17 protein-coding genes are annotated in these 19,876 nt (G+C 42.7%); 4 read left to right on the forward strand and 13 right to left on the reverse strand.

What is annotated here, in order from left to right; all coding sequences use genetic code 11:
• Window positions 1-96: 96 nt before the first annotated feature.
• Both R7O13_RS08860 and R7O13_RS08865 read right to left on the reverse strand, forming a co-directional pair.
• Complete coding sequence (locus tag R7O13_RS08860; protein WP_158156337.1) at window positions 97-1,302, reverse strand: aromatic amino acid transport family protein; 1,206 nt, start codon at window positions 1,300-1,302, stop codon at window positions 97-99.
• Window positions 1,303-1,463: 161 nt separating this feature from the next.
• Entirely contained in the window at window positions 1,464-2,657 is a 1,194-nt protein-coding gene (locus tag R7O13_RS08865; protein WP_318303614.1) for an iron-containing alcohol dehydrogenase, read from the reverse strand.
• Window positions 2,658-3,283: 626 nt separating this feature from the next.
• On the opposite strand from R7O13_RS08865, the gene R7O13_RS08870 reads away from it, so the two are divergent.
• Window positions 3,284-4,549: an HD domain-containing phosphohydrolase gene (locus R7O13_RS08870; protein ID WP_031778971.1), complete on the forward strand. Its 1,266-nt coding sequence runs from the start codon at window positions 3,284-3,286 to the stop codon at window positions 4,547-4,549.
• 54 nt (window positions 4,550-4,603) lie between these two features.
• Here R7O13_RS08870 and R7O13_RS08875 read toward each other — a convergent pair whose 3' ends face one another.
• Together R7O13_RS08875 and R7O13_RS08880 are read right to left on the reverse strand one after the other, a co-directional pair.
• Window positions 4,604-5,206, reverse strand: a complete 603-nt coding sequence (locus R7O13_RS08875; RefSeq protein ID WP_005377733.1) for a 2OG-Fe(II) oxygenase — start codon at window positions 5,204-5,206, stop codon at window positions 4,604-4,606.
• Window positions 5,207-5,363: 157 nt separating this feature from the next.
• Window positions 5,364-6,134, reverse strand: coding sequence for a TerC family protein (locus R7O13_RS08880; RefSeq protein WP_318303615.1), 771 nt, complete (start codon window positions 6,132-6,134; stop codon window positions 5,364-5,366).
• Window positions 6,135-6,545: 411 nt separating this feature from the next.
• Here R7O13_RS08880 and R7O13_RS08885 point away from each other — a divergent pair, with 411 nt between their 5' ends.
• On the forward strand, window positions 6,546-7,484 hold the full coding sequence (locus R7O13_RS08885; protein ID WP_005377737.1) for a LysR family transcriptional regulator: 939 nt from the start codon (window positions 6,546-6,548) through the stop codon (window positions 7,482-7,484).
• 19 nt (window positions 7,485-7,503) lie between these two features.
• Here the strand turns inward: R7O13_RS08885 and R7O13_RS08890 are convergent, their stop codons facing one another.
• From R7O13_RS08890 to R7O13_RS08905, 4 genes are all read right to left on the reverse strand, one after another.
• Window positions 7,504-8,385, reverse strand: a complete 882-nt coding sequence (locus R7O13_RS08890; RefSeq protein WP_031778972.1) for a YjjW family glycine radical enzyme activase — start codon at window positions 8,383-8,385, stop codon at window positions 7,504-7,506.
• 22 nt (window positions 8,386-8,407) lie between these two features.
• Window positions 8,408-9,952: a YjjI family glycine radical enzyme gene (locus tag R7O13_RS08895; RefSeq protein ID WP_053350580.1), complete on the reverse strand. Its 1,545-nt coding sequence runs from the start codon at window positions 9,950-9,952 to the stop codon at window positions 8,408-8,410.
• A 212-nt stretch (window positions 9,953-10,164) separates the two neighbouring features.
• Window positions 10,165-10,788 carry a LysE family translocator gene (locus tag R7O13_RS08900; protein WP_025766704.1) on the reverse strand — a complete coding sequence of 208 codons (624 nt, stop codon included), beginning with the start codon at window positions 10,786-10,788 and terminating at the stop codon, window positions 10,165-10,167.
• 202 nt (window positions 10,789-10,990) lie between these two features.
• Entirely contained in the window at window positions 10,991-12,208 is a 1,218-nt protein-coding gene (locus R7O13_RS08905) for an HD-GYP domain-containing protein (protein WP_025766705.1), read from the reverse strand.
• A 487-nt stretch (window positions 12,209-12,695) separates the two neighbouring features.
• On the opposite strand from R7O13_RS08905, the gene R7O13_RS08910 reads away from it, so the two are divergent.
• A complete protein-coding gene (locus tag R7O13_RS08910) occupies window positions 12,696-14,399 on the forward strand; it encodes a putative bifunctional diguanylate cyclase/phosphodiesterase (RefSeq protein ID WP_005377743.1) in 1,704 nt (567 codons plus the stop codon).
• Between the two features lie 107 nt (window positions 14,400-14,506).
• Here the strand turns inward: R7O13_RS08910 and R7O13_RS08915 are convergent, their stop codons facing one another.
• The 5 genes from R7O13_RS08915 to R7O13_RS08935 all read right to left on the reverse strand — a co-directional run bounded on the left by R7O13_RS08915 (window position 14,507) and on the right by R7O13_RS08935 (window position 18,837).
• On the reverse strand, window positions 14,507-14,980 hold the full coding sequence (locus R7O13_RS08915; RefSeq protein WP_005377744.1) for a response regulator: 474 nt from the start codon (window positions 14,978-14,980) through the stop codon (window positions 14,507-14,509).
• Window positions 14,967-16,304, reverse strand: coding sequence for an ATP-binding protein (locus R7O13_RS08920; RefSeq protein ID WP_238844424.1), 1,338 nt, complete (start codon window positions 16,302-16,304; stop codon window positions 14,967-14,969). The genes R7O13_RS08915 and R7O13_RS08920 overlap by 14 nt, the downstream gene beginning before the upstream one ends.
• Window positions 16,305-16,307: 3 nt before the next feature.
• A complete protein-coding gene (locus tag R7O13_RS08925) occupies window positions 16,308-17,726 on the reverse strand; it encodes an SLC13 family permease (protein ID WP_182017046.1) in 1,419 nt (472 codons plus the stop codon).
• Between the two features lie 248 nt (window positions 17,727-17,974).
• Window positions 17,975-18,439, reverse strand: coding sequence for a GNAT family N-acetyltransferase (locus R7O13_RS08930; RefSeq protein ID WP_238844423.1), 465 nt, complete (start codon window positions 18,437-18,439; stop codon window positions 17,975-17,977).
• 35 nt (window positions 18,440-18,474) lie between these two features.
• Window positions 18,475-18,837 carry a hypothetical protein gene (locus R7O13_RS08935; protein ID WP_025766707.1) on the reverse strand — a complete coding sequence of 121 codons (363 nt, stop codon included), beginning with the start codon at window positions 18,835-18,837 and terminating at the stop codon, window positions 18,475-18,477.
• A gap of 479 nt (window positions 18,838-19,316) precedes the next feature.
• Between R7O13_RS08935 and R7O13_RS08940 the strand changes: the two genes are divergently transcribed.
• Complete coding sequence (locus R7O13_RS08940; RefSeq protein WP_005377749.1) at window positions 19,317-19,874, forward strand: DUF3750 domain-containing protein; 558 nt, start codon at window positions 19,317-19,319, stop codon at window positions 19,872-19,874.
• Window positions 19,875-19,876 lie beyond the last annotated feature (2 nt).

Genomic DNA, 19,876 nt, shown 5'->3' on the forward strand with positions numbered 1-19,876 from the left:
TAAAAAAGCCAACGAGCAAAACTCGTTGGCTTAACAATACTGATTGATTACGATGGATTCAGTAACTAGAGGTTATTCAAAGAACGTTCTGAACAACTAGCCTAGAGCAGGAAGCACACCCAGCGTAATTAACACCTGAGCGAATACGATGCCAGTGCCAGCGATGCCCGTTATCACTAGCGCACCATGACCACCTGCGACGCGGTACTCCCCAGTAAAATCATCCGATTTACGAACCTTGATCACCATAACCAAAGGCAAAAAGATGGCTAAAATCGCTAAGGCAATCGCTGCATAGCCCAAAGCCATAATAAAGCCTTGAGGATAGAAAAGTGCGAAGCCTAGCGGTGGAGTAAACGTCACTAGTGCCGCAATCAAACGATTAGGCTTATCGTTACTTCCTTTGATGGTATCACCCAAAAATTCGAATAGACCCAAACTCACGCCAAGGAACGATGTCAACAATGCCAAGTCAGCAAACACACCAACAATGCTACCCAAATTTGATTGGTGTACTGTCTGAGATAGTTGACCAATCAGTGCGCTCAACCCTCCGTTCTCAACAAGCGTACTTTGGCTAACCACACCCAACGTCACGATTTGCCAAAAGATATAAATAACGAGTGGAATCGTCGAACCAATAATAACGGCTTTGCGTAAAGAAGAAGTGTCACCGTCTAAGTAATTCACAATTGCAGGTATACTTCCGTGGAAACCAAACGAAGTAAAGATCACCGGAATCGCCGCTACAACAAGGCCTTGTTCGATTGGCATACTTAACAAGTAAGATTCCGTAACGTTTGGAGCAAGAAAAGAAAGCACCGCAACCATCGCAATGAGCTTCATCGCGAACAGTACTCGGTTTACTTTATCGACCGTACCGGTACCCACTGTCACAACTAAAGTCACAATTAAGGTAAAGATTATCGTTGATGTAGGCCCTGAAATATCGAGGTCAAACCATTGTGCAAGGCGGTCTCCGAACTGAGCACCACCGCCAGCGATATACGCTGCACACAACGAGTAGAAAAGAAACAACATCGCAAAACTTGCCACCCACTTGCCTTTTTGACCTAGGATCTGTTTCGCCAAAGTATGAAGTGTAGCACTACTCTCCGCATGTTGATGAAGCTCAAGCATAAGCAAGGCAGTGAAAGCCATCAGAGCCCATAAGCCTAGCATGATGATAATAGAAGTTGAAAAACCAATGCCGGCAGAGGCAAGTGGAAGCGCTAGCATACCAGCGCCTATTGTAGTGCCCGCAATAATTAGCGTACTACCGAATACTTTAGAACGACTCATTGTATATTAATCTTTACACTTTATTAGAAATTATCAGTATTAGATCGGGCAACGGCGCACCGAAACCAACACCATATTTGTATTGCCGTCGATATTGTAGGATCTTTAGCAGAAGATCAAGCAAAGTGTAAGGATAAAAAACCACACATGTAAACTAAAATTTACACCCTACTGATAGTTAACAATAACTGTGTGCATTCTTCCCTGTTCATGAACTTGGGAACAGGGTAATTCCAGTGCGCCTCTTTCAGAATTAAATCAACAAGCGCATCAGCATCTTCACGTTGAATGAGCGCACTGGTTTGCTCAATATCAATAGTTGAAAACAAGGACTCCAGATTCGCCAAAAAATGCTGAGCACTTGCGTTACCTAACTGCCCCTCGGCCGTCAACTCATCGAGCTTTCTTAGTTGAGGCTCAATCTCTGATAATGAAAAGCGCAGCACAGGCAACAAGGCTAATCCGTTTGCCATACCATGAGGTATTCCATATCTCGCACCGAATGTGTGAGCAAAGGCATGAACATAACCCAAACTCGCTTTGGTAAATGCTAAACCCGCGTAATAGGATGCCATAGCCATTTTATGACGAGCTTCGACATCATCCCCTTGCATCACAGCCCTAGGAAGATATTTAAAAATGAGTTTAATAGCGGCAACCGAATAAGCCATCGTTTCTTGAGTAGCGTTTTTCGATACATAGGCCTCAATAGCATGGGTTAATGCATCAACGCCAGTATCAGCCGTGATCTTAGGAGGTAAACCAATCATTAAATTCGCATCTAAAGCTGCCATTAGTGGCACCAACTTTGGATCCATTAAAGGGGTTTTAATGTGTGAGGAGGGATCTGACACGACCGCAGCGATAGTAACTTCACTTCCGGTTCCAGCCGTTGTTGGAATAGCAAAAAGCGGCGCTGGCATTCGCCATACCTTCAATAGTCCAGCTAATTTTTTGATTGGCCGTTTATTGGTAACTTTCGCAGCGATGACTTTTGCACAATCCATTGCAGAGCCGCCACCCAAAGCTAATATGCCCTCACAATGAAAACGATGATAAGCCTCTAGACCGCTCTCTACCTGATCATAGGTAGGATCGGGCTTAACTTGCGAGAAAACATCTAACTGTAAATCGAGTTTTGCTGCAGCCTCAAGCACCTTATCTACAATACCGACTTGGACTAACCCTTCGTCGGTAACTAACAAAACGCGTTTAAATCCCAGCTCGGCCATCGATTCTAATAGCTCATTCATCGAACCAGGGCCGGAAAACAAGGTTGGTCTCGGCATAGGAAGGATATGGGCTGCAATTTTTAACCCAGCGGTGTAACTCCGGTATAAACGATGCTTCAACATACGAAATCCTTTTCATTTAGAGCTATCATTCTAGCTACTTTTACTACCTATGCTTACTTTGCAATCACACATTTTCAATAAACTTATCTCACTAAAAGGGCTAGCATCGCTGGGAAACCGTACCATTTCATTATCTTTCCTCAACGACATGAGCTACAGAGAAAATGTTTTCAACGACGCTCTATTGTCATGTAGTTAACAAGCTTCTTTCCCTATTACTCTGTTAGTTACAGAGCGAGCCTCGAAGAAGTCTTCTTATTTTTTGCCAAAAGCAACAATATGAATTCTGTTAATCACACATCAATACCGTGTGTCTCTGGTTGAGCCCGAGCACGATTTACAAAAATAAAAATAAGAATGCGTTACATCATGATTTATTGTCGTTTTCAAATAAGTCAACAAGAGCAACAATAATCTTTCAAAACTTATACTTAGTTCAAATATCTGACTCTTAACCATGAGCTTCAGGTGATATTATTATGCAACTAGGATTATTATCCCGCCCATAATCAAAACTATGTCTAAACGCCCACCTTTTTGGGGTCTATTCGCTGTCGTACCCAATTTTTCCTATCACCTTCTGATTTGGGTTTAGCGTGGGCTAATTAGCAATGTCGGTATAAACCATGAATCATTCTTGCCATTCCCATACGGACATGGGCTTTGAAGTCGATCTGAAACAAGCACTTATCTGGGTTGCTCGAGCACTCGACTATGTAGGTGTTGATGATACGCACCATAGCCATCGTGTCGCTTACATCGCTTACCAATGTGCTCGGGTCATGAACTGGGAACCAGAAAAAGCGGAGTTTTGCTACTTCGCAGGGATGATCCACGATTGTGGAGTCTCCGAAACACAAGAACATAAAATGTTACTTGAGGAGTTGGTGCCACAAGATGTAAAAACACATTGCTTAAGAGGATACCGAAGCCTCAAGCAGTGTCGTTTGTTGCGTCAGTTTGCTACACCTGTTCTTTACCACCATACACATTGGAGTGAACTAAAATATCTTGATTTACCGCCTTTTGAAAAAGAGGTCGCTGCCCTACTTTATTTAGCCGACCGTCTCGATTTTATGCGTTCCAAATACGTCATGAACTGCCACTGTGACATTGTCACACTTCATGAAGAACTAATTGCAGAATGCATCATGGCAAACGCTGGAACTTTGTTTAATCCAGACATGGCTAAGGCAATGGTTAAGCTCGTTATGACCGACGCATTTTGGTTCGCGATGGAGTCTGAAAATATAGAAACCATCGGATTAAACTTTAAAAGCATTGATTGGCTTCAAAAACAGCTCACCATCCAAGATATGAATAGTTTGGGCATGTTTATCGCTCGAATTGTTGACGCAAAAAGCCCATTTACTTATCAACATTCGCAAAAAGTGGCGGAGTTATCTCGGTATCTAGCCATCAAGCTTGGGTTCTGTGAGAACGACCAAGAGATGTTATTTATTGCTGGGTTGGTGCATGATATCGGAAAGTTAAAAACACCAGATGAGATTCTTCATAAAGAAGGATCTCTTAATAAACAAGAGTATACGCGTATCAAACGCCATACAATTGATACTCAGCTCGCATTGCATAAGGTCTTCCCTAACGCGAAAATAGCGGAGTGGGCTTCCAATCATCATGAACGTTTAGACGGGTCGGGCTATCCCTATCACAAAACAGGCGCCGAGCTCGATGTTCCATCGCGTATCATTGCTGTCGCGGATGTCTTCCAAGCTCTGTCTCAGGACCGTCCCTACCGAGGACGAATGGCTCAAGCGCAAATCGCCGCGATTATGGGCGAGCAAGTCGCTAATCAAGAACTTTGTTCTGACGTCTATGCAGTGCTAGAGCGAAACATGACCGAGTGTTACGAGCTATCAACTAATGTTTAATCGATAAAGGGCGTATCTACGCCCTTTGCTGATTTTGTACAGGTTGCAAACCAATCATTTTGCAATATCAAGTACATTGTCTCGCACACCATTGATTCTGAACCAACCTGCAATGCTGAACCGCTCTGCGTTGGTCGGTAAAACCTCATGCGGGAATTGCTCAGATAAGAATAAAAGTAAGCGTCCTGATTGAGGAGGGATGGTTGCTATCTTATTATCATTTAGATCGTAAACCACCAATTCACCTGCATCCTTTTCCGTCCAAGATTCGTTCATGTAAAAAACGGTTGTCAATCGACGGTTTTCATTGCCCTTAAAACAATCTAGATGCTTTTGGTAGAAATCCCCTTCCTCGTACTTGGCAAAGTGAGCTTCATACTCAAAAAGCCCCAGAAACAAGTGACGGTTCACTTCTTGGCGTATTTCTTCCATCTTATCTAAGTAAGAAGTAACCGCGTGCCCCATATTGGGCGATAACCATTGAATTTTGTCACTTCGAATTGACTCAATACGTGTCACATCGTCATTACGACCAATACGCGCTTTTTTCCAGTTACTTGGAATGCAGTCTCGTAATTGAGCCACTTCTTGTTCAGAAAGAAAATCATCCCAGATGTAGTAGCCATGGGTTGCTAACGCATCGATCATTTTATCCATTATTGTCGTTCACTCATATTAGTTGGGCGGTCTATATAAAAAATCTTCAACCCCACAACAAATGCGATTTTTTGTCGAAACGACAACAAAATAAAAGAGAGTAAAAATAGGTGATGACGAATATAAAAATGCCGCTCATATGAGCGGCATTTTTATATTATTGACGAGCATCTAATCTGGTTGGATGAACTCGCAACGGACTAAGACGTTTAATAGTCGGGCGTTGTTTGTTTTTTAACTGGATATGGCAAAGTTCCAGAATTAAGCCGAATGCCATCGCAAAGTACACATAACCTTTGTTGATATGAATTTCGAAGCCTTCTGCCATCAATAAACCACCTAACAAAACGAGGAATAACAAAGCAAGTGTCTTAAAACCAGGGTAACACGACACCAGGTTATTGATTTTTTCTGCTGTCATGACCATCACGATAGCAGAAGAAACAATCGCTGCGACCATAAGTGGGACATCACTTGTTAAACCAACGGCGGTTATCACCGAGTCCATCGAGAATACAGCATCCACGGCAACAATCTGCAACAGAACTACCGCTAAACCAGTACGGGCGTGAGTTGAGTGAGCAGACTCGTTGTGATTTAACCAACTCCACAACTCTTTCAGGCTTTTAGCCAAGAGGAATGCACCACCCGCAATCATGATGACGTCTCTTCCGGTAAACGCTTGGTTCGCCAAAGAAAATAGCGGTTGAGTCAGTTGCATGATCCAAGAGATTGAAAACACTAAACCAATACGAGCAATAACAGCAAGACCAATACCAAGGTTTCTTGCCAGCTTACGTTGGTGCAGCGGCAGTCTTTCACATAAGACAGAGATAAAAACGACGTTATCAACGCCTAAGACAACTTCAAGCGCAAACAAAGTGGCGAAAATAGCCCAAGCTTCTGGTTGCATAAAAAGTTCTAGCATGAGCATGTCTCCAATAATAAGAAGACATATGGTGAAGGGTTTTGCCGACTAAAGGGGTCGTCCATTAATTATTTATACCTTTGTTACTGAGGGATCATGAGTAAATCACCAAACAATCAACAAAACAATATCTATTTTAATTAACAAGGAACAAGTTTAATTCGTGTACAAATCAATCAACTCCTCCAAATTGATTAAAATTACATAGAAGCTTTAGAATTGAATAAATGAAAGCATTAAAGTCCAACAAAACTAAGATAAATTTCTAGACTTATAAGCACCATCAACCCTTATGCAACCCATTAAATGCATTGAGCTCAAAGAGAAACAGGCGTGTTTCCGAGATAAACAATAGTAAAAATTTGTTTCATGCTGATATACTGCCAAAAATCATAAGAAACCATGCTATTTATGGACTACATTGCTCTTTCGCGTATAAGCCTTAAACATCTAACTGTTTTACATATGTTGTTAACCACTCACAGCGTCACACTTGCGGCAGAACGCTTGTGTGTAACACCATCGAGCGTCAGTAAAACGCTCGGACAGTTGCGCGAAACGCTAAAGGATGACCTTTTTTACCGTGATGGCACTCGCTTAGTGCCGACAGCATTTGCGCTGCATATAGGCCCATCAATCCATGGCATACTCTCCAGTATGAATGGATTATTACATCAAGGCTCTTTCAATCCGGCTTACTATCAAGGTAGTTTTTCATTAGCAATGCGTGAAAGTTCATTTGAGCTCTTTGCGCCAGTTCTACAGCACTTGTCCCAACAACTGAGCAACCACGCGCACTTGAATGTCCATGCGAAAGAGGAAATGAGCTTCGATGCATTAGCAAGAGGTCAAGTGGATTTTTTGTTGCTTCCTCACGATCTCAGCCAACCACCCACACAAAATAAAGACTTGGTCTGGAAAACCATTTTGAAAGACGAAATGGTTTGCTTAATGAGAGCATCGAACCCACTCGCTGAGCAACCCTTATCTGTTGAAAGTTACCTTTGTGCAAGACACATCGGTATTCATGATAAAGATCTGTCACAACCTTATTTTGAGCAAAATCTCACCCAAAGGCATTCAAAGCGAAACTTGGCCATGCGTGTAGCCGACTTTGGTTCAGCTGCGGTGATGTGTCAGCACTCGGATTACTTGTTCACATGCTCCAAGCTTTGGGCAAGAGCGGCAATGCAAGCAAAAGGTTTGGTTGAACAAGCTCTTCCATTCGATTACGGACAGGTAGCCTACAGCCTCGTTTGGAACAAAGCGAGCTTAAACGATCCCGCTTTAAAATGGTTGCAGCAACAATTACTCGACGCCTGCGCCATGTTAGATGCCTGTGATGCGTAAGCATAGATAAACAACGGTACTACGTGAGTACTGTCGGCACTGTGATAGGGTTACTCACGTAGCATCGAAGCTCTGATTTTAAGCGTTCGATATCATGATGAGAGCACATATCCCAAGTTAACGCCTCCCCCACTACTCCGTGATGCTGAAAGGCATTTAAACGTATAATCACCGATTCAGGAAGAGTACTCAAGTAACGTCCAATTGCTACGATTTCTATATCTAAATCACTTTTTTGGGGAATATGCAGTAAGCGGACCTCGTACAATTTTTCGTGCTCAACAAGGTACTGAAGGGTTTTAAATACACGATGATTATCACGCCCAGTTAGCCACTGATGCGTCTCCGTCTGCCACGCTTTCAAATCGATCATTGCGCCATCCAGAAAAGGTAGAATACGCTGCCAGCCAGCAACCGCTAAAGAACCGTTACTGTCGATGAAACAAGAGAGGTGCCGTAATTCAGGATCTTGTTTTATCCCTTTAAACAGCTCAATAATGAAAGGAAGTTGTAAGGTAGATTCCCCACCGGATACAGTAACACCACTGATGAAAAAGCGATGTTTGCGTATCAAATCGAGCATTGTTACTACAGAGTAGTCAGTAATTTTTGGATTAGATTGGTTCTGACATATCTCTATACAATGATCGCAGTGGGTGCACTCCTCTTTAAGCCAAACAACGTTGTTGTTTTCGTCGAACTTCAATGCGCCTGCTGAACATTCACTCACACACTCACCACAATGATTACAATGGTTTATCGTGTGAGGATTGTGGCAGTTCAAACACTGATAGTTACAACCCTGTAGAAAGATGACTAGACGATTTCCTGGCCCATCAACACAAGAGAAAGGAAGGATACGAGTGACTTTTGCCAAAAGGCTTCCACTTCGTCTAGACATCTTGTTCTTTCCTAAACCGAACTTATGCCTGCGTGTAAGTCGGTGTTACTTCATGACTCACCACACGTGGCGAGCGTTCTAAAATTTTGGTATTTTTTGCTGCTTCTGCACCTAGAAACGTCGTGTTGGTTCTCGAACCTTCTTTATCATATTTCGCGACATCTGAAAGTTTGATCATGTAGCCTGTCACGCGAATTAAGTCATTTGAAGTGACATTCGCGGTAAACTCACGATAACCAGCATTTAGTGCCCCTTTACATAAATTGAACATCGCTTCTGGGTTAGATTTCACCGTTTCATCAATCGTCAAAATATCGCTGATACCCGCACGATAATACTGATGATGCTTCGCCGTTGCTTGTACATAAGTGACAGGGTCTGGCTCTGCACCATAAGGCAGACGTACACCTGGCGTAACATCATGATCTAAGCTAATGCCGCCTTGTGCATGTAAGAGCGCTTTGCCATCTAAACCATATTTCACCGGGGTTGAGTCCACCAGTTTAGCCAGTGTTGCTGAAACATCATGAGCAAAAGTATTTGCTCGATCATTTTTTCCGTATCGCCCTATTTGCCCTTCTTTTTCAAATAGAAGGTTTACCGCTTCGGCCATGCCGTAAACGCCATACATTGGCGCGAAATAGGACTCTTTTATCAACCCTTCTTGCGTCAAAAAGCCTTGAAAGAAGTTCGATTTTTCATGCAAGTGCGTGCTTCTTGCGTTTATGAGCTCGACCATTAATCGATGGTAAGAAGGCAACGCACTGTTTAAGAAGTCGTTACAGTCTGATGCTCGTTTTGCAACTTCTTTTAAATTCATTCGCACCAATGTGTTCGAGCCACCTGCTAATGGAAGCGAGTTGTAGCAACTTACAATACCAAAGCGTGAGCCGTTGTAGGCTTTCGTGTGCATTGGGTAATTGGCGATATGCGGTTTACTGCATTCACAAATGTTCTGTGTCGCTTGACGAAGTAAATCATCAGGTGTAACTGTCTCGTCGTACATAAAGGTGAGATTCGGTGCGATCTGCTTGAGCTCCGCATCTACTTTTAAAACAGTGCGACAAATAATGTTGTCTGTCGGTCCGACATTCACATGCATAAACGCATCTGGCAATGTGCGATCCAGCATGATCCAAAAATGTTTTAACTTTTTGTAAATCTGGCTCTCTGTTAGGTCGCCTATGTAAGGCAACAAGACATCATCTAACTGGCCTAAGTAAACCGGAATGTTCGTTACCGAAGGAACATGATGGTAAATGATGGTCAGCATGTTCAACGCATCATCGAAATCATCAGCCGGAGACAACTCTAAATAGTCTGAGCCTTGCGATAGAAATTTAGCGTAATCAGGCAACACATAGCGAGGTTTAAACGGTGCATGACCTTCAAACATATCGCAGATGATGCCTTCATCCATTGCTTGTCTCAGTGATGGAGATACGGTCATGTAAGGAATGCACGCTTCAGCCTCTAAAGCTAAAAAACTCGACTTCTGTTTTGGAGAAAGACGGACGTCGGTCGCGATATCTAGAAAACGTTGTTGTAGTTTAGAAAGGCTTGTCATCTAAGATATTCCTACAAAGTAACCACAAGCCCACAAGACAAAATACGAGCTCTACCCCTAAAGAGTAACGTGATTTTACTCCTGCTTGGCTGTTGCCACTAATGAAAATAAACAAAACGTCTATTTCCATTCTGGAAATAAGACAAAGCTAAATTAGCGCATTCCAACTTACTATATGGGAAAACCTAACTGCGTACCGAAGTCTGTCTTATTTATCGGTTTGCCGTCGACAACATCACGCCTGCACCAATAAATACTCCCCCAGTCAAACGATTAAACAACTTCGCTCTTCCAGCGACAAACAACCAATCGGAGGCTTTTACCCCTAACAATGCATAAAATGTTAGCCAGCTAAGCTCAAAAACCACAAATGTAGACGCGAAAATCGCGTATTGAGACAGTAGCGGTGCGGAAGGTTCTATGAATTGAGGAAACAAAGCGGTGAAAAAGACTATCGCTTTGGGATTACTAGCGCCAACAATGAAACCACTAGTGAACGCGCTAAACGCTGTCGCGGAACTTTGAGTCGTTGCCGTTTTATTAAAATCTGTCTGAGATGAGCGCAACGCTTGAATACCTAACCAGATTAAATAAGCGGCGCCACACCATTTGATAATATTAAAAACTAACTCAGATGAAGCAATGACAACTCCCAGCCCGGTAAATGAGAGCGTAAGGATGATCGTAATCGCAGACAAACTGCCAAGCGCAGTCATGAAAGCAATACGAAACCCACTACTCACTCCTTTACTTAAACACAACAGTGAGCTTGGTCCTGGTGAAGCTGTGAGCACGAGAATAGCAAGAGTGTAAAAAATCCATGTATCTATTTGCATTGGCATCCCTTCCAGCAAAATGAGGTTTATAGCCCATTGTGTATAGAACTATTTTATCGCCCGGTTTCTATCCATGAAGCCGAGGTCTTAATAACCATCTTGCATCTAAACAACTTAGAAAAAATTAATAGATAGTTATGCAAATAAAATACGATCTACATGCAAGGATGTAAAGCCTGTTGTATAAGCTTATCTATTTCTCTTAATCATAAAAAGGCTTAGGATCGATCTCTAACGATGAAGGCGCTATCGCTCTTTCAATTTTGTACGCACTCGTTTTTAAATCCACCATCGTGACATCAATGTATCGTTTATACTTGCGGGAGTAGAAACATTTCACTTCTGGCTTTAATGCTTGAGATTCATTTGAAGACCAAACAATACCAACACGCCCATCGTTCAACTCGACAATAGAGCCTACGGGGTACATCCCAATGCAATTAATGAATTTGTAAACTAAGTCGGCGTCTAAATGAAATGGCGTTAGACTCAACAAGATTTTAAACGCTTCGGCAGAACTCATGCCTTTTTTGTAACAGCGATCAGCCGTTAGCGCATCGTAGATATCTACAATACAGCTCATACGGCCGTGAATTGGAATCTCCTCCCCCTTCAAGCCTCTAGGATAACCATTGCCATCTAACTTCTCGTGGTGCATCAAACAAACATCACGGCTTACGTCACTAAGTCCTTTTACGTGAAGGATAATCTCACCTGCGAACACTTGATGTAGCTTCATATGTTCAAATTCTTCAGGCGTTAGCTTCGCTGGCTTGTGCAAGATCTTATCATCGACTTTAATTTTACCTACATCATGAATAATGCCACCTACAGCAAGCTGTTTTAGCGTTGGCTTATCCAAGCCCAAGTACTTACCGAATGACACTAAAAGACAAGCGACATTGACGGAGTGTTCCAATAAGTAAGAGTCTTTTTTTCGGAGTGCAGAGACACACTGCAACGCATCTGAGTCAATCAAAACACTTTCAATGACATCGTCAGCCCAAGCTTCTACTTCATCAACTTCAATGATTTTTCCTTCAAAAGTTTGATTCAATAGTTTCTGCGCCAAATCTTTTGCTTCGGCGATCAGCTTTTTGGCTCGCTTGTGTTGGATGTCTCTCGAACGATAAGTTCGTTGACCCCTCTTAAAATCTGAGTGTTTCTGCTCTCTCGTCTCTTTAGTGGCATCAGTTGATTCATCTACAGGCTTGAAGACACACTGCTGCGAAGATAATGTTTGATCTACCCAAACATACTTTACGCCACTTGTAGCAAGCTTCTTAATGCCTTCAGGGCTAGATATCCGCCCTGCATTGGCTAAATTGACGCGCTTGTTGTGCTCTATCGCGGTAACAAACATACCAACGCCGATATCAGCGAGCGCAATTTTGATTGAATTTTTCGGATCGTACTGCATATAAAGAAGGCTTACTCGATATTAACGTCCGCATTATAAGAGATTTGATTACTTGGCGTGATAATAAATTTGAATTGATTACAATTAATGAGCATCCTGTCAATTAATAATCGGTCGCGCTCATTAAGTCCTTTTTGTTATTATGGTTTTATCCAAGATAACATATATACAAATGACGTTAGAAAACAGCACATTGATACCGACACAACTGAAAATAACTTTAGGATAATTATTCATAAATATTTATAGATTGCGGACGGCATCAATAACTGTATTTTATAAATGATTTTTACTGTTGACTATTTTTTATAAATGTCGATGATTAGCCGCCTAATCTTAGTATGTTATTAACCTAGTAGCGCATAAAATGATAGCCAAACAATTTGAACTGACACTTTTGTGATTGTAATGTACGCCAGCAGATCAACTCTATGTTATCAACTCCAACACTCATCTCTGATGCTAAAAGGCTCGAGGAGGAAATATCTTGACCACCATATTTGACCAACAAGTCTCAGATAGTGACCGAGAGTTCCTAAAAATCGTCGAAGAACGATTCATTCATATCTTCGATGTATTTAACGAAGGCCTCTTTTACATGGATGAGTTTGGCACCATGGTATTTTATAACAAGGGCTTTTATGAGCAGCTTGGTATCAACGCTGGTCGAATCAGCTTAGAGCAATGGTTAGACCTTGTTCACCCTCTCGATCGAGAAAGACTCTCCACTCGGGTCGATGCTCACATCATTACCAACAACACGAGGGTCACAACGACCTACCGCGTGCGTAAACCCAATGGACAGTACGTCTGGATTGAAGGCGTAGCCATGACCAAAGAAACAGAACATGGTCATTATATGGTTGGTAGCCACCGTGATATTTCTGAACGCAAGCTGATGGAAAGCTACATTCATCAAGTCGCATTTCATGACAATGCGTCAGGTATGGCTAATCGCGCCCATCTCTTGCTGGATATTGAAGATAGTGTGCGAGCCACCGATTCTTGTGCATCTATCTGTTACATTCAGATAGAAGAGATTAAATCTTACTTAAATCAATATGGCAGCGAGTTGGTCGATGGGTTAGTGGAAAAATTGCTACAAACTCTCAGTCACCTACCTTCTCCAAATAGTTCTGTATATCGCGTACATGATGATGACTTTGCGATTTTGATTCACGATGAATGCTCGGTAGAAACGCTGCAAAGTTACGCCGAAAGTTTAAAGGAAACCTACCACGAGGCAGTGATTGAAGAGGGCCAATACTTAGGAAGTAACATTAGTATTGGTTTGTATCCTTGCATAGATCCAAGTCACTCAGCAGAGGAAATATTACGTAAAGCAGCACGAACTTGTCAGTACGCAAGCGAGCAGAATAAAGACCGTGTTGCGGTTTACAGTGAGAAAACTCAGCATGCCGTAGACCGTTATTTCTTTATTGAGCAAGGTCTAAAAAGTGCACTTGAAAAACAGACATTAAGCGTTAAGTTTCAGCCAATTATTGACGCCAAAAGCTCAAAAGTAGTGAGCTTCGAATCTCTGGTTCGCTGGCGTAGCAAAGAGTTTGGCGAAATTTATCCAGACGAATTCATCCCCGTCGCAGAGAACAAAGGTTTGATTGTCGAACTCGGATATCAAGTCTTTGCCAAAGCGTGTGAATTTATCAAAAACTACCGTGAGCGTTACCAAAACCAAGTTCGTGTAAACGTGAATGTTTCTGTACTTCAGTTAATGAATAGTGAATTCCCTGCGCGAATTAAAGCCATGGCGGATGAGGTTGGTGTCGATCCTGAGTCTATTGTGTTGGAACTAACAGAAACGTTTATTTTGGATAATAATCAGACAGCCATTGCCCCTCTGAATACCCTCAGGGAACTAGGATTTGCACTCTCTCTGGATGACTTTGGATCGGGTTACAGTTCATTAAATAGCTTCTTCGACCTCCCGATGACACAAATCAAAATTGATAGGTCGATGGCGTGGAAAACACTAACCAACCGCTCTTCACAAGAATATCTGAAGTTTCTTATCACTATGTGTCAGGAAAATAATATTGAAGTAGTGATTGAGGGAATTGAAGACGCCAAAATGTGTGAATTTTTTACCGAAATGGGCGTCGATTATCTGCAAGGTTATTGGTTCTCTAAGCCACTTTCTGTTGCCAGTGCAAGCCGCTATTCGTTGAGTTAAGCATACTAGAGCAATATTCCGCACGGCCACGTTAAACATGCTGAACTATTCACTATAGATTTCAGACACTAACTGGCCGTGACGAAAACAAGCTTAATGTCCCCCGATTAACGTAGACGTTCAAACACCACACTCTGATCTAAATGTTCGTGATACTGAGTGTAATCTAAGCCCACATCAAAGATATATTGGGTCACCAGGTTTCTAACGCACTCTATTAATTGGCTTGCTTGCCATGGTTTTTCAAAGTAGCGGTCAATGCCTGCGGAGTTGATCGCATTAATCGTATCGGTGTGCGTCGCTTGCCCGGTAAGAAGCACTTTCCTCGTAAAGCCAAAACGACCGTCTTTTGATACATCGGTCAGCAGTTCTACTCCCGTTTTACCTGGCATCACATGATCGGAAATAATCAATGCGATCATCTCGCCTTCTGCATCAAATTCATCCATCAGTTCTAGAGCCTCACCTGCTGATTCGCAGTCTTCGACATTCAACCATTGATTTAACGGCTCTAAATCTTGTAGAACCGCGCTTAGTACCTCTCGTTGGTCATCAACGCAAATTACATTAAGCTTCTCCATGTTCACCCTCTACTGGTAACTTGATTCTAAAAATCGTTTTTTCACTGTCGCTCTTTACCACAATAGAGCCGTTATATCCGGCGATAATGCGCTTCACAATCGACAGACCTAACCCTAAACCAAACGACAATCCCCCCTTTTTAGTGGTGAAGTTTGGCCGGAAAATTTTTCTACGTGTCGCTTCATCAATTTCTGGTCCGTTGTTAGCAATCGTGACCAAAATTTTACCCTTACTCTCCCGAGTATGTATTTCGATACCGGGTTTCTCCGTTTCATCAAGTGCATCGCACGCATTCTTTAAGATATTTACCCAAACTTGGACGAGTTCGGTTTGAGAACCAATAAAAGCAGGTAAATCCGCAGGGCTAAAACGAACACTCACTCGTCTTAAGTCACTTTGCAATAGAGCCAAGGCGCGATTGATTGAATCATTGATGTTAATCGCTTCATCCAAGTCGATATCCGTGCGCCCCAATTGTTTTACGGATCGCACAATGCCAACGGTATGTTTAGAGGCGATGCGTAAGTCATGGAGATCTCGCCCCATTTGCCAGAAACGTATCGCTTCTTCTGGTCTTTTTAGCCAATGTTCCGAAAGGAAATTATTTGGAACGGCACGTGCAAGATCACGAGCAACCTCCTTGGTTAAACCGTAGTATTTTTCGAAGTGGCGCCCCCGCTTTCTCGCTTCGCTAGAAGAGACTTTCTGCCCTTGCATTAAACCAAAATCAAAAAATTGACTCGCTTCCGGATGAACTTCTTCAAGCAGTTCCATGATAACTGTCTCTAGCCGTTCTGATTTACTGCTTACAACGCCTATCGCATTGTTCAACTCATGAGCAAGACCCGCTGCAAGCTGCCCCAACGTTGTCATTTGCTCTGCGGTATGAAGCTTTTGTAGTGCTTTTTCTTTAGCCAATGCCTCTTGCATTGCGCGCCGTTGACGACGAGATAATTCGTTAACCATCACAGGCATAAATTGTGTCGTCAATGGCCCGTATGTCGCCTCTTCCACGGCGGGTGTATCACGTTGTATCCAAGCCAATTCAACATCGGTTTGAGCAATCACTGTCGAAGAGGCAGTCCACGTACCAGAAAAGAAACTATGTACGCCAATAAACGCACCTTGAGACGCAGAAAATACCTGAATCGGTTTCTTGTCATCTTCCGCGTAATAGCCCGCCAGTTCTCCCGACAGCACATAGTACAAGCGATCGTTGTAGCCTGCTTGCTCAATAAGCACCGACCCGGATAAAACCGTTAATCGGCGTTCAAGGTGATTAAAGTAGCGTTGTACTAACGCGTCTAACTTCGTTTCGTACATGGGTTATCCAATATGCCCAACAGTATGTAAAATCCACACCATCACAAAGCTGAGTAATACGCCAATCACGCCTAGCACGGCACCGATACGAGCCATTTGGCCGCTCTCGACATGCCCTGTTGCATGAGCTAACGCGTTTGGTGGCGTACTAATTGGTAACGACATACCGAGTGAAGCGGCAAATGTCACGACCAAGATCAGAGTAACTTCACCGCCGAGAGGCGTTAGCGAAGCCATAGAAGTACCCAGCGCAGCCATAATCGGCATCAGCAAGTTTGCTGTGGCTGTATGCGACATAAAGTTTGCCATTAACAAGCACAAGAAAGCCGCACCAAACAAGACAACATATGGCGAGAACTGATCAAACGGAATGCTGTGTACCACCAGCTTCGCAAGCCCGGTTTTATCTAGAGCAAGGCCCAGAGCAATACCGCCTGACACCAACCAAAGCACATCCCAAGAGATTTTCTTCAAGTCTTCTTTGTTGATGATGCCCGTCAATGAGAACACTGCCACCGGAATTAATGCTACTGTGTAAGAATTCATTCCATGTGTAGAACCCATCAACCAAAGAATAATCGTGCCGGCAAAGGTGACGTAAACCATTATTGCTTTGGGTGTTTTCAAAAACTTGCTTTTAATGTTCAGATCGATGGTGGTTTGTTCGGCTTTATACAAAAAGCCAATCAGAAACCAGGCTAACGCCATCATCACAATAACGAATGGCACACCAAATACCATCCATTCACCAAACGTAATTAAGTTGTCACCAACCAAATATTTTAGGGCGATGGCATTCGGTGGCGTGCCGATTGGAGTACCAATGCCACCAATGTTGGCTGCAACAGGAATACACAAGGCGAATGCAATTCGACCTGGGTCTTTAGGCCCGAAAACCGCTATCACAGGGGTTAAAATGGACAACATCATCGCTGTTGTTGCGGTGTTTGACATAAACATGGAAAAAACAGCGGTGATCAGCATCAACCCCAGCATAACGAACTTTGGTTTTTGTCCAAATGGTTTGAGTAACACTCGGGCTAGGTTGACATCTAACCTGTACTTTGTCGCCGCCATAGCCAAAAAGAAACCGCCGAGGAAGAGCATGATAATCGGACTAGCGAAGGTCGCCATTATCTCGTTGTATTGTAATAGCTCACCAAAATGTGGCTGCCCTTCTTGCAAACGAAAGAGCACAATACCTTTATTTGATACAAGCAATAGCTCTAGGACAATGATCACAACCGAAGTGGCGTAGATTGGAATTGGCTCGAATACCCAGCAAAGTGCGGCAAGCAAGAAGATTGCAATCACTCTTTGCTGGACGATAGTAATGCCATCAAATGGGAACGCAGAGAGAGGCATTAACCAAACAAGCAATGGTATCAATGTTGGAACAACGTATTTGAGATAAGGGCGCATAGTACTATTTCTCTTCCTGAGATGGTTAGCCAGACACATTTGGCGTTTGGAACGCTATTACCCGCCGCAAAACCAAAACTTTCAGACTGTTTTTAAGCCTTCAGAGACGAAATGCGGTAATGGCGTTCCAGAGAAGATTATGTACACTGTTTTCAAACAAAACGTTGGTGCGAGATCAATGAACTCGTTTTCACATTGGAAAACATTTTATATCTGTGTTCAAGCTCACTAAATGCTCACTATTTAAGTTAAATATACTTTTCCATCATAAAGTTAGTTAAGGTTTCTCCCCTAACCTCAACACGTTGTCGAGACTTAACTGTGAAACCCATTTTCTCGTAAAAAGGTCGGGCGGTAATACTCACTTCAGAATACAGTCGTTTTATCCCCTGTACTTTCGCCTGTGAAAAAAGAAAAGACATCAAATCACGACCAACACCTTGTCCTTGGTATTCATGATGGCAAAAGAAATGATCAATCAAGCCGTCACCTTGCAAATCACAATAGCCAACGACCTGCCCTTCTATCTCCGCGACGTATGGTTGAATATAGTCCATTTTTCGTTGCCACACATCGAGGTCAAAATCTGATGGTGCCCAAGCGGAAACTTGTGATTCCGTATAATCGCGACGATTAATGATTCGCACAGTATGGTAAAAGAGTGCCCACAGTGTTGGGGCATCCTCGGTGCGATAGCAGCGTATTGAGAGCATCAATTTCCTCATTCTTATTCAATAAATACTAAGCATTAACGCAAAGTGATACTAGTGAACTCATCATTTTCAATGCCAATCACTAAAGGCTTCCCAATCTGATCACTGTTCATCAGTACGGTTGTATTCAGCTCTCGGCTTGATCTGCGTATTTTGCTTTTTCTTATGATATGAACATTCACAATATAATCGGAATACTCCTTTATGATTCCGCCGGAAAATTCTACGTGCTCACTTTCATTGTCTCGGACAACATGAAATTTTCGATTGGCTTGAATATCAGTACTGATGGAGGAATCACCATAGTTCAGCACAACGGACGTTGGTTCGCTATCTTGATTGGCAAAACAGCCAAATGCGAACATGCTTAATGCGAGTATACTTTTTGATTTAAACATTAATTATTCTATTTCTAGTTATTTTTCTGCTATTTGCATGACCAAACAGCACTTGTTCTGTGAGCGCCTATTGTGCCATAGCTGAACGCTGACTCTAAACGCGCAAAAAGATGAGCGATGAAAATTCCGCCCAAAACAAGCAAATGTGAGACAATGTGAGGGTCCCAAACTCACTCAATCAGTCAAAATCCACTGTAAGCCTCTATTTTTTAATGCTTTTAATTAATGTAGCCGTGTAAGGAATACATACAACCTCTTACTTTTTCATACGCAACTAGACGAATCGTTCGAGAAATACGGCATCGTCTATGCCACATGTTACAAATCGGCTTACCTTATTATTACGTATGAACTGGAATTATGGCACTAACTTCCCTCTCTCTTTTAATAAGGAGAGTATTTCAACTATCAGACTTGCCACGTTTTTATAGCTAAAATCAATAGAGCGTTACCAGCATCGGTTGGTCTAGGAGCAATAAATGAAAGACCCTCTCAACTTTACTCACCATGTAAAAATTTGGCTCATGTCAATCGCGGTTATGCTGGGTGGATGCACTCAAGGAGATTGGCGTACCGCTAGCAGAGAACCTGCGGGTATCGCACCCGATCCTTCCAATGTTAAGCATGCTGTGATTGAGTTTTACGCCGCAGACGCGTTTGGTTGGCGAGGCTGGTTTGCTGTTCATACATGGTTTGCAATAAAGCCTGAAAATGCGAACGAATATACAGTGTATGAAGTAGTCGGCTGGAGAGTGAATCGCGGACAACCCGCTCTATATCAGTACCAAACTGGGACGCCAGATCGATATTGGTATGGTGCAAAACCAGAAAAGATCCTCTCCATACAAGGTGAAAAGGCCCGCCAGCTTATCCCTAAAATACAAAGTGTTATTAACCAATACCCTTGGGCTGAAGAATATACGCTGTTTCCAGGGCCAAATAGCAATACATTTCCGGCTTGGGTGGGTAAACAAATTCCAGAATTAGAGCTGAGCTTGCCGTTTCGCGCAATTGGTAGTGGTTACGCCAGCGATTAACA

The organism is Vibrio sp. Y176 (assembly GCF_033438945.1).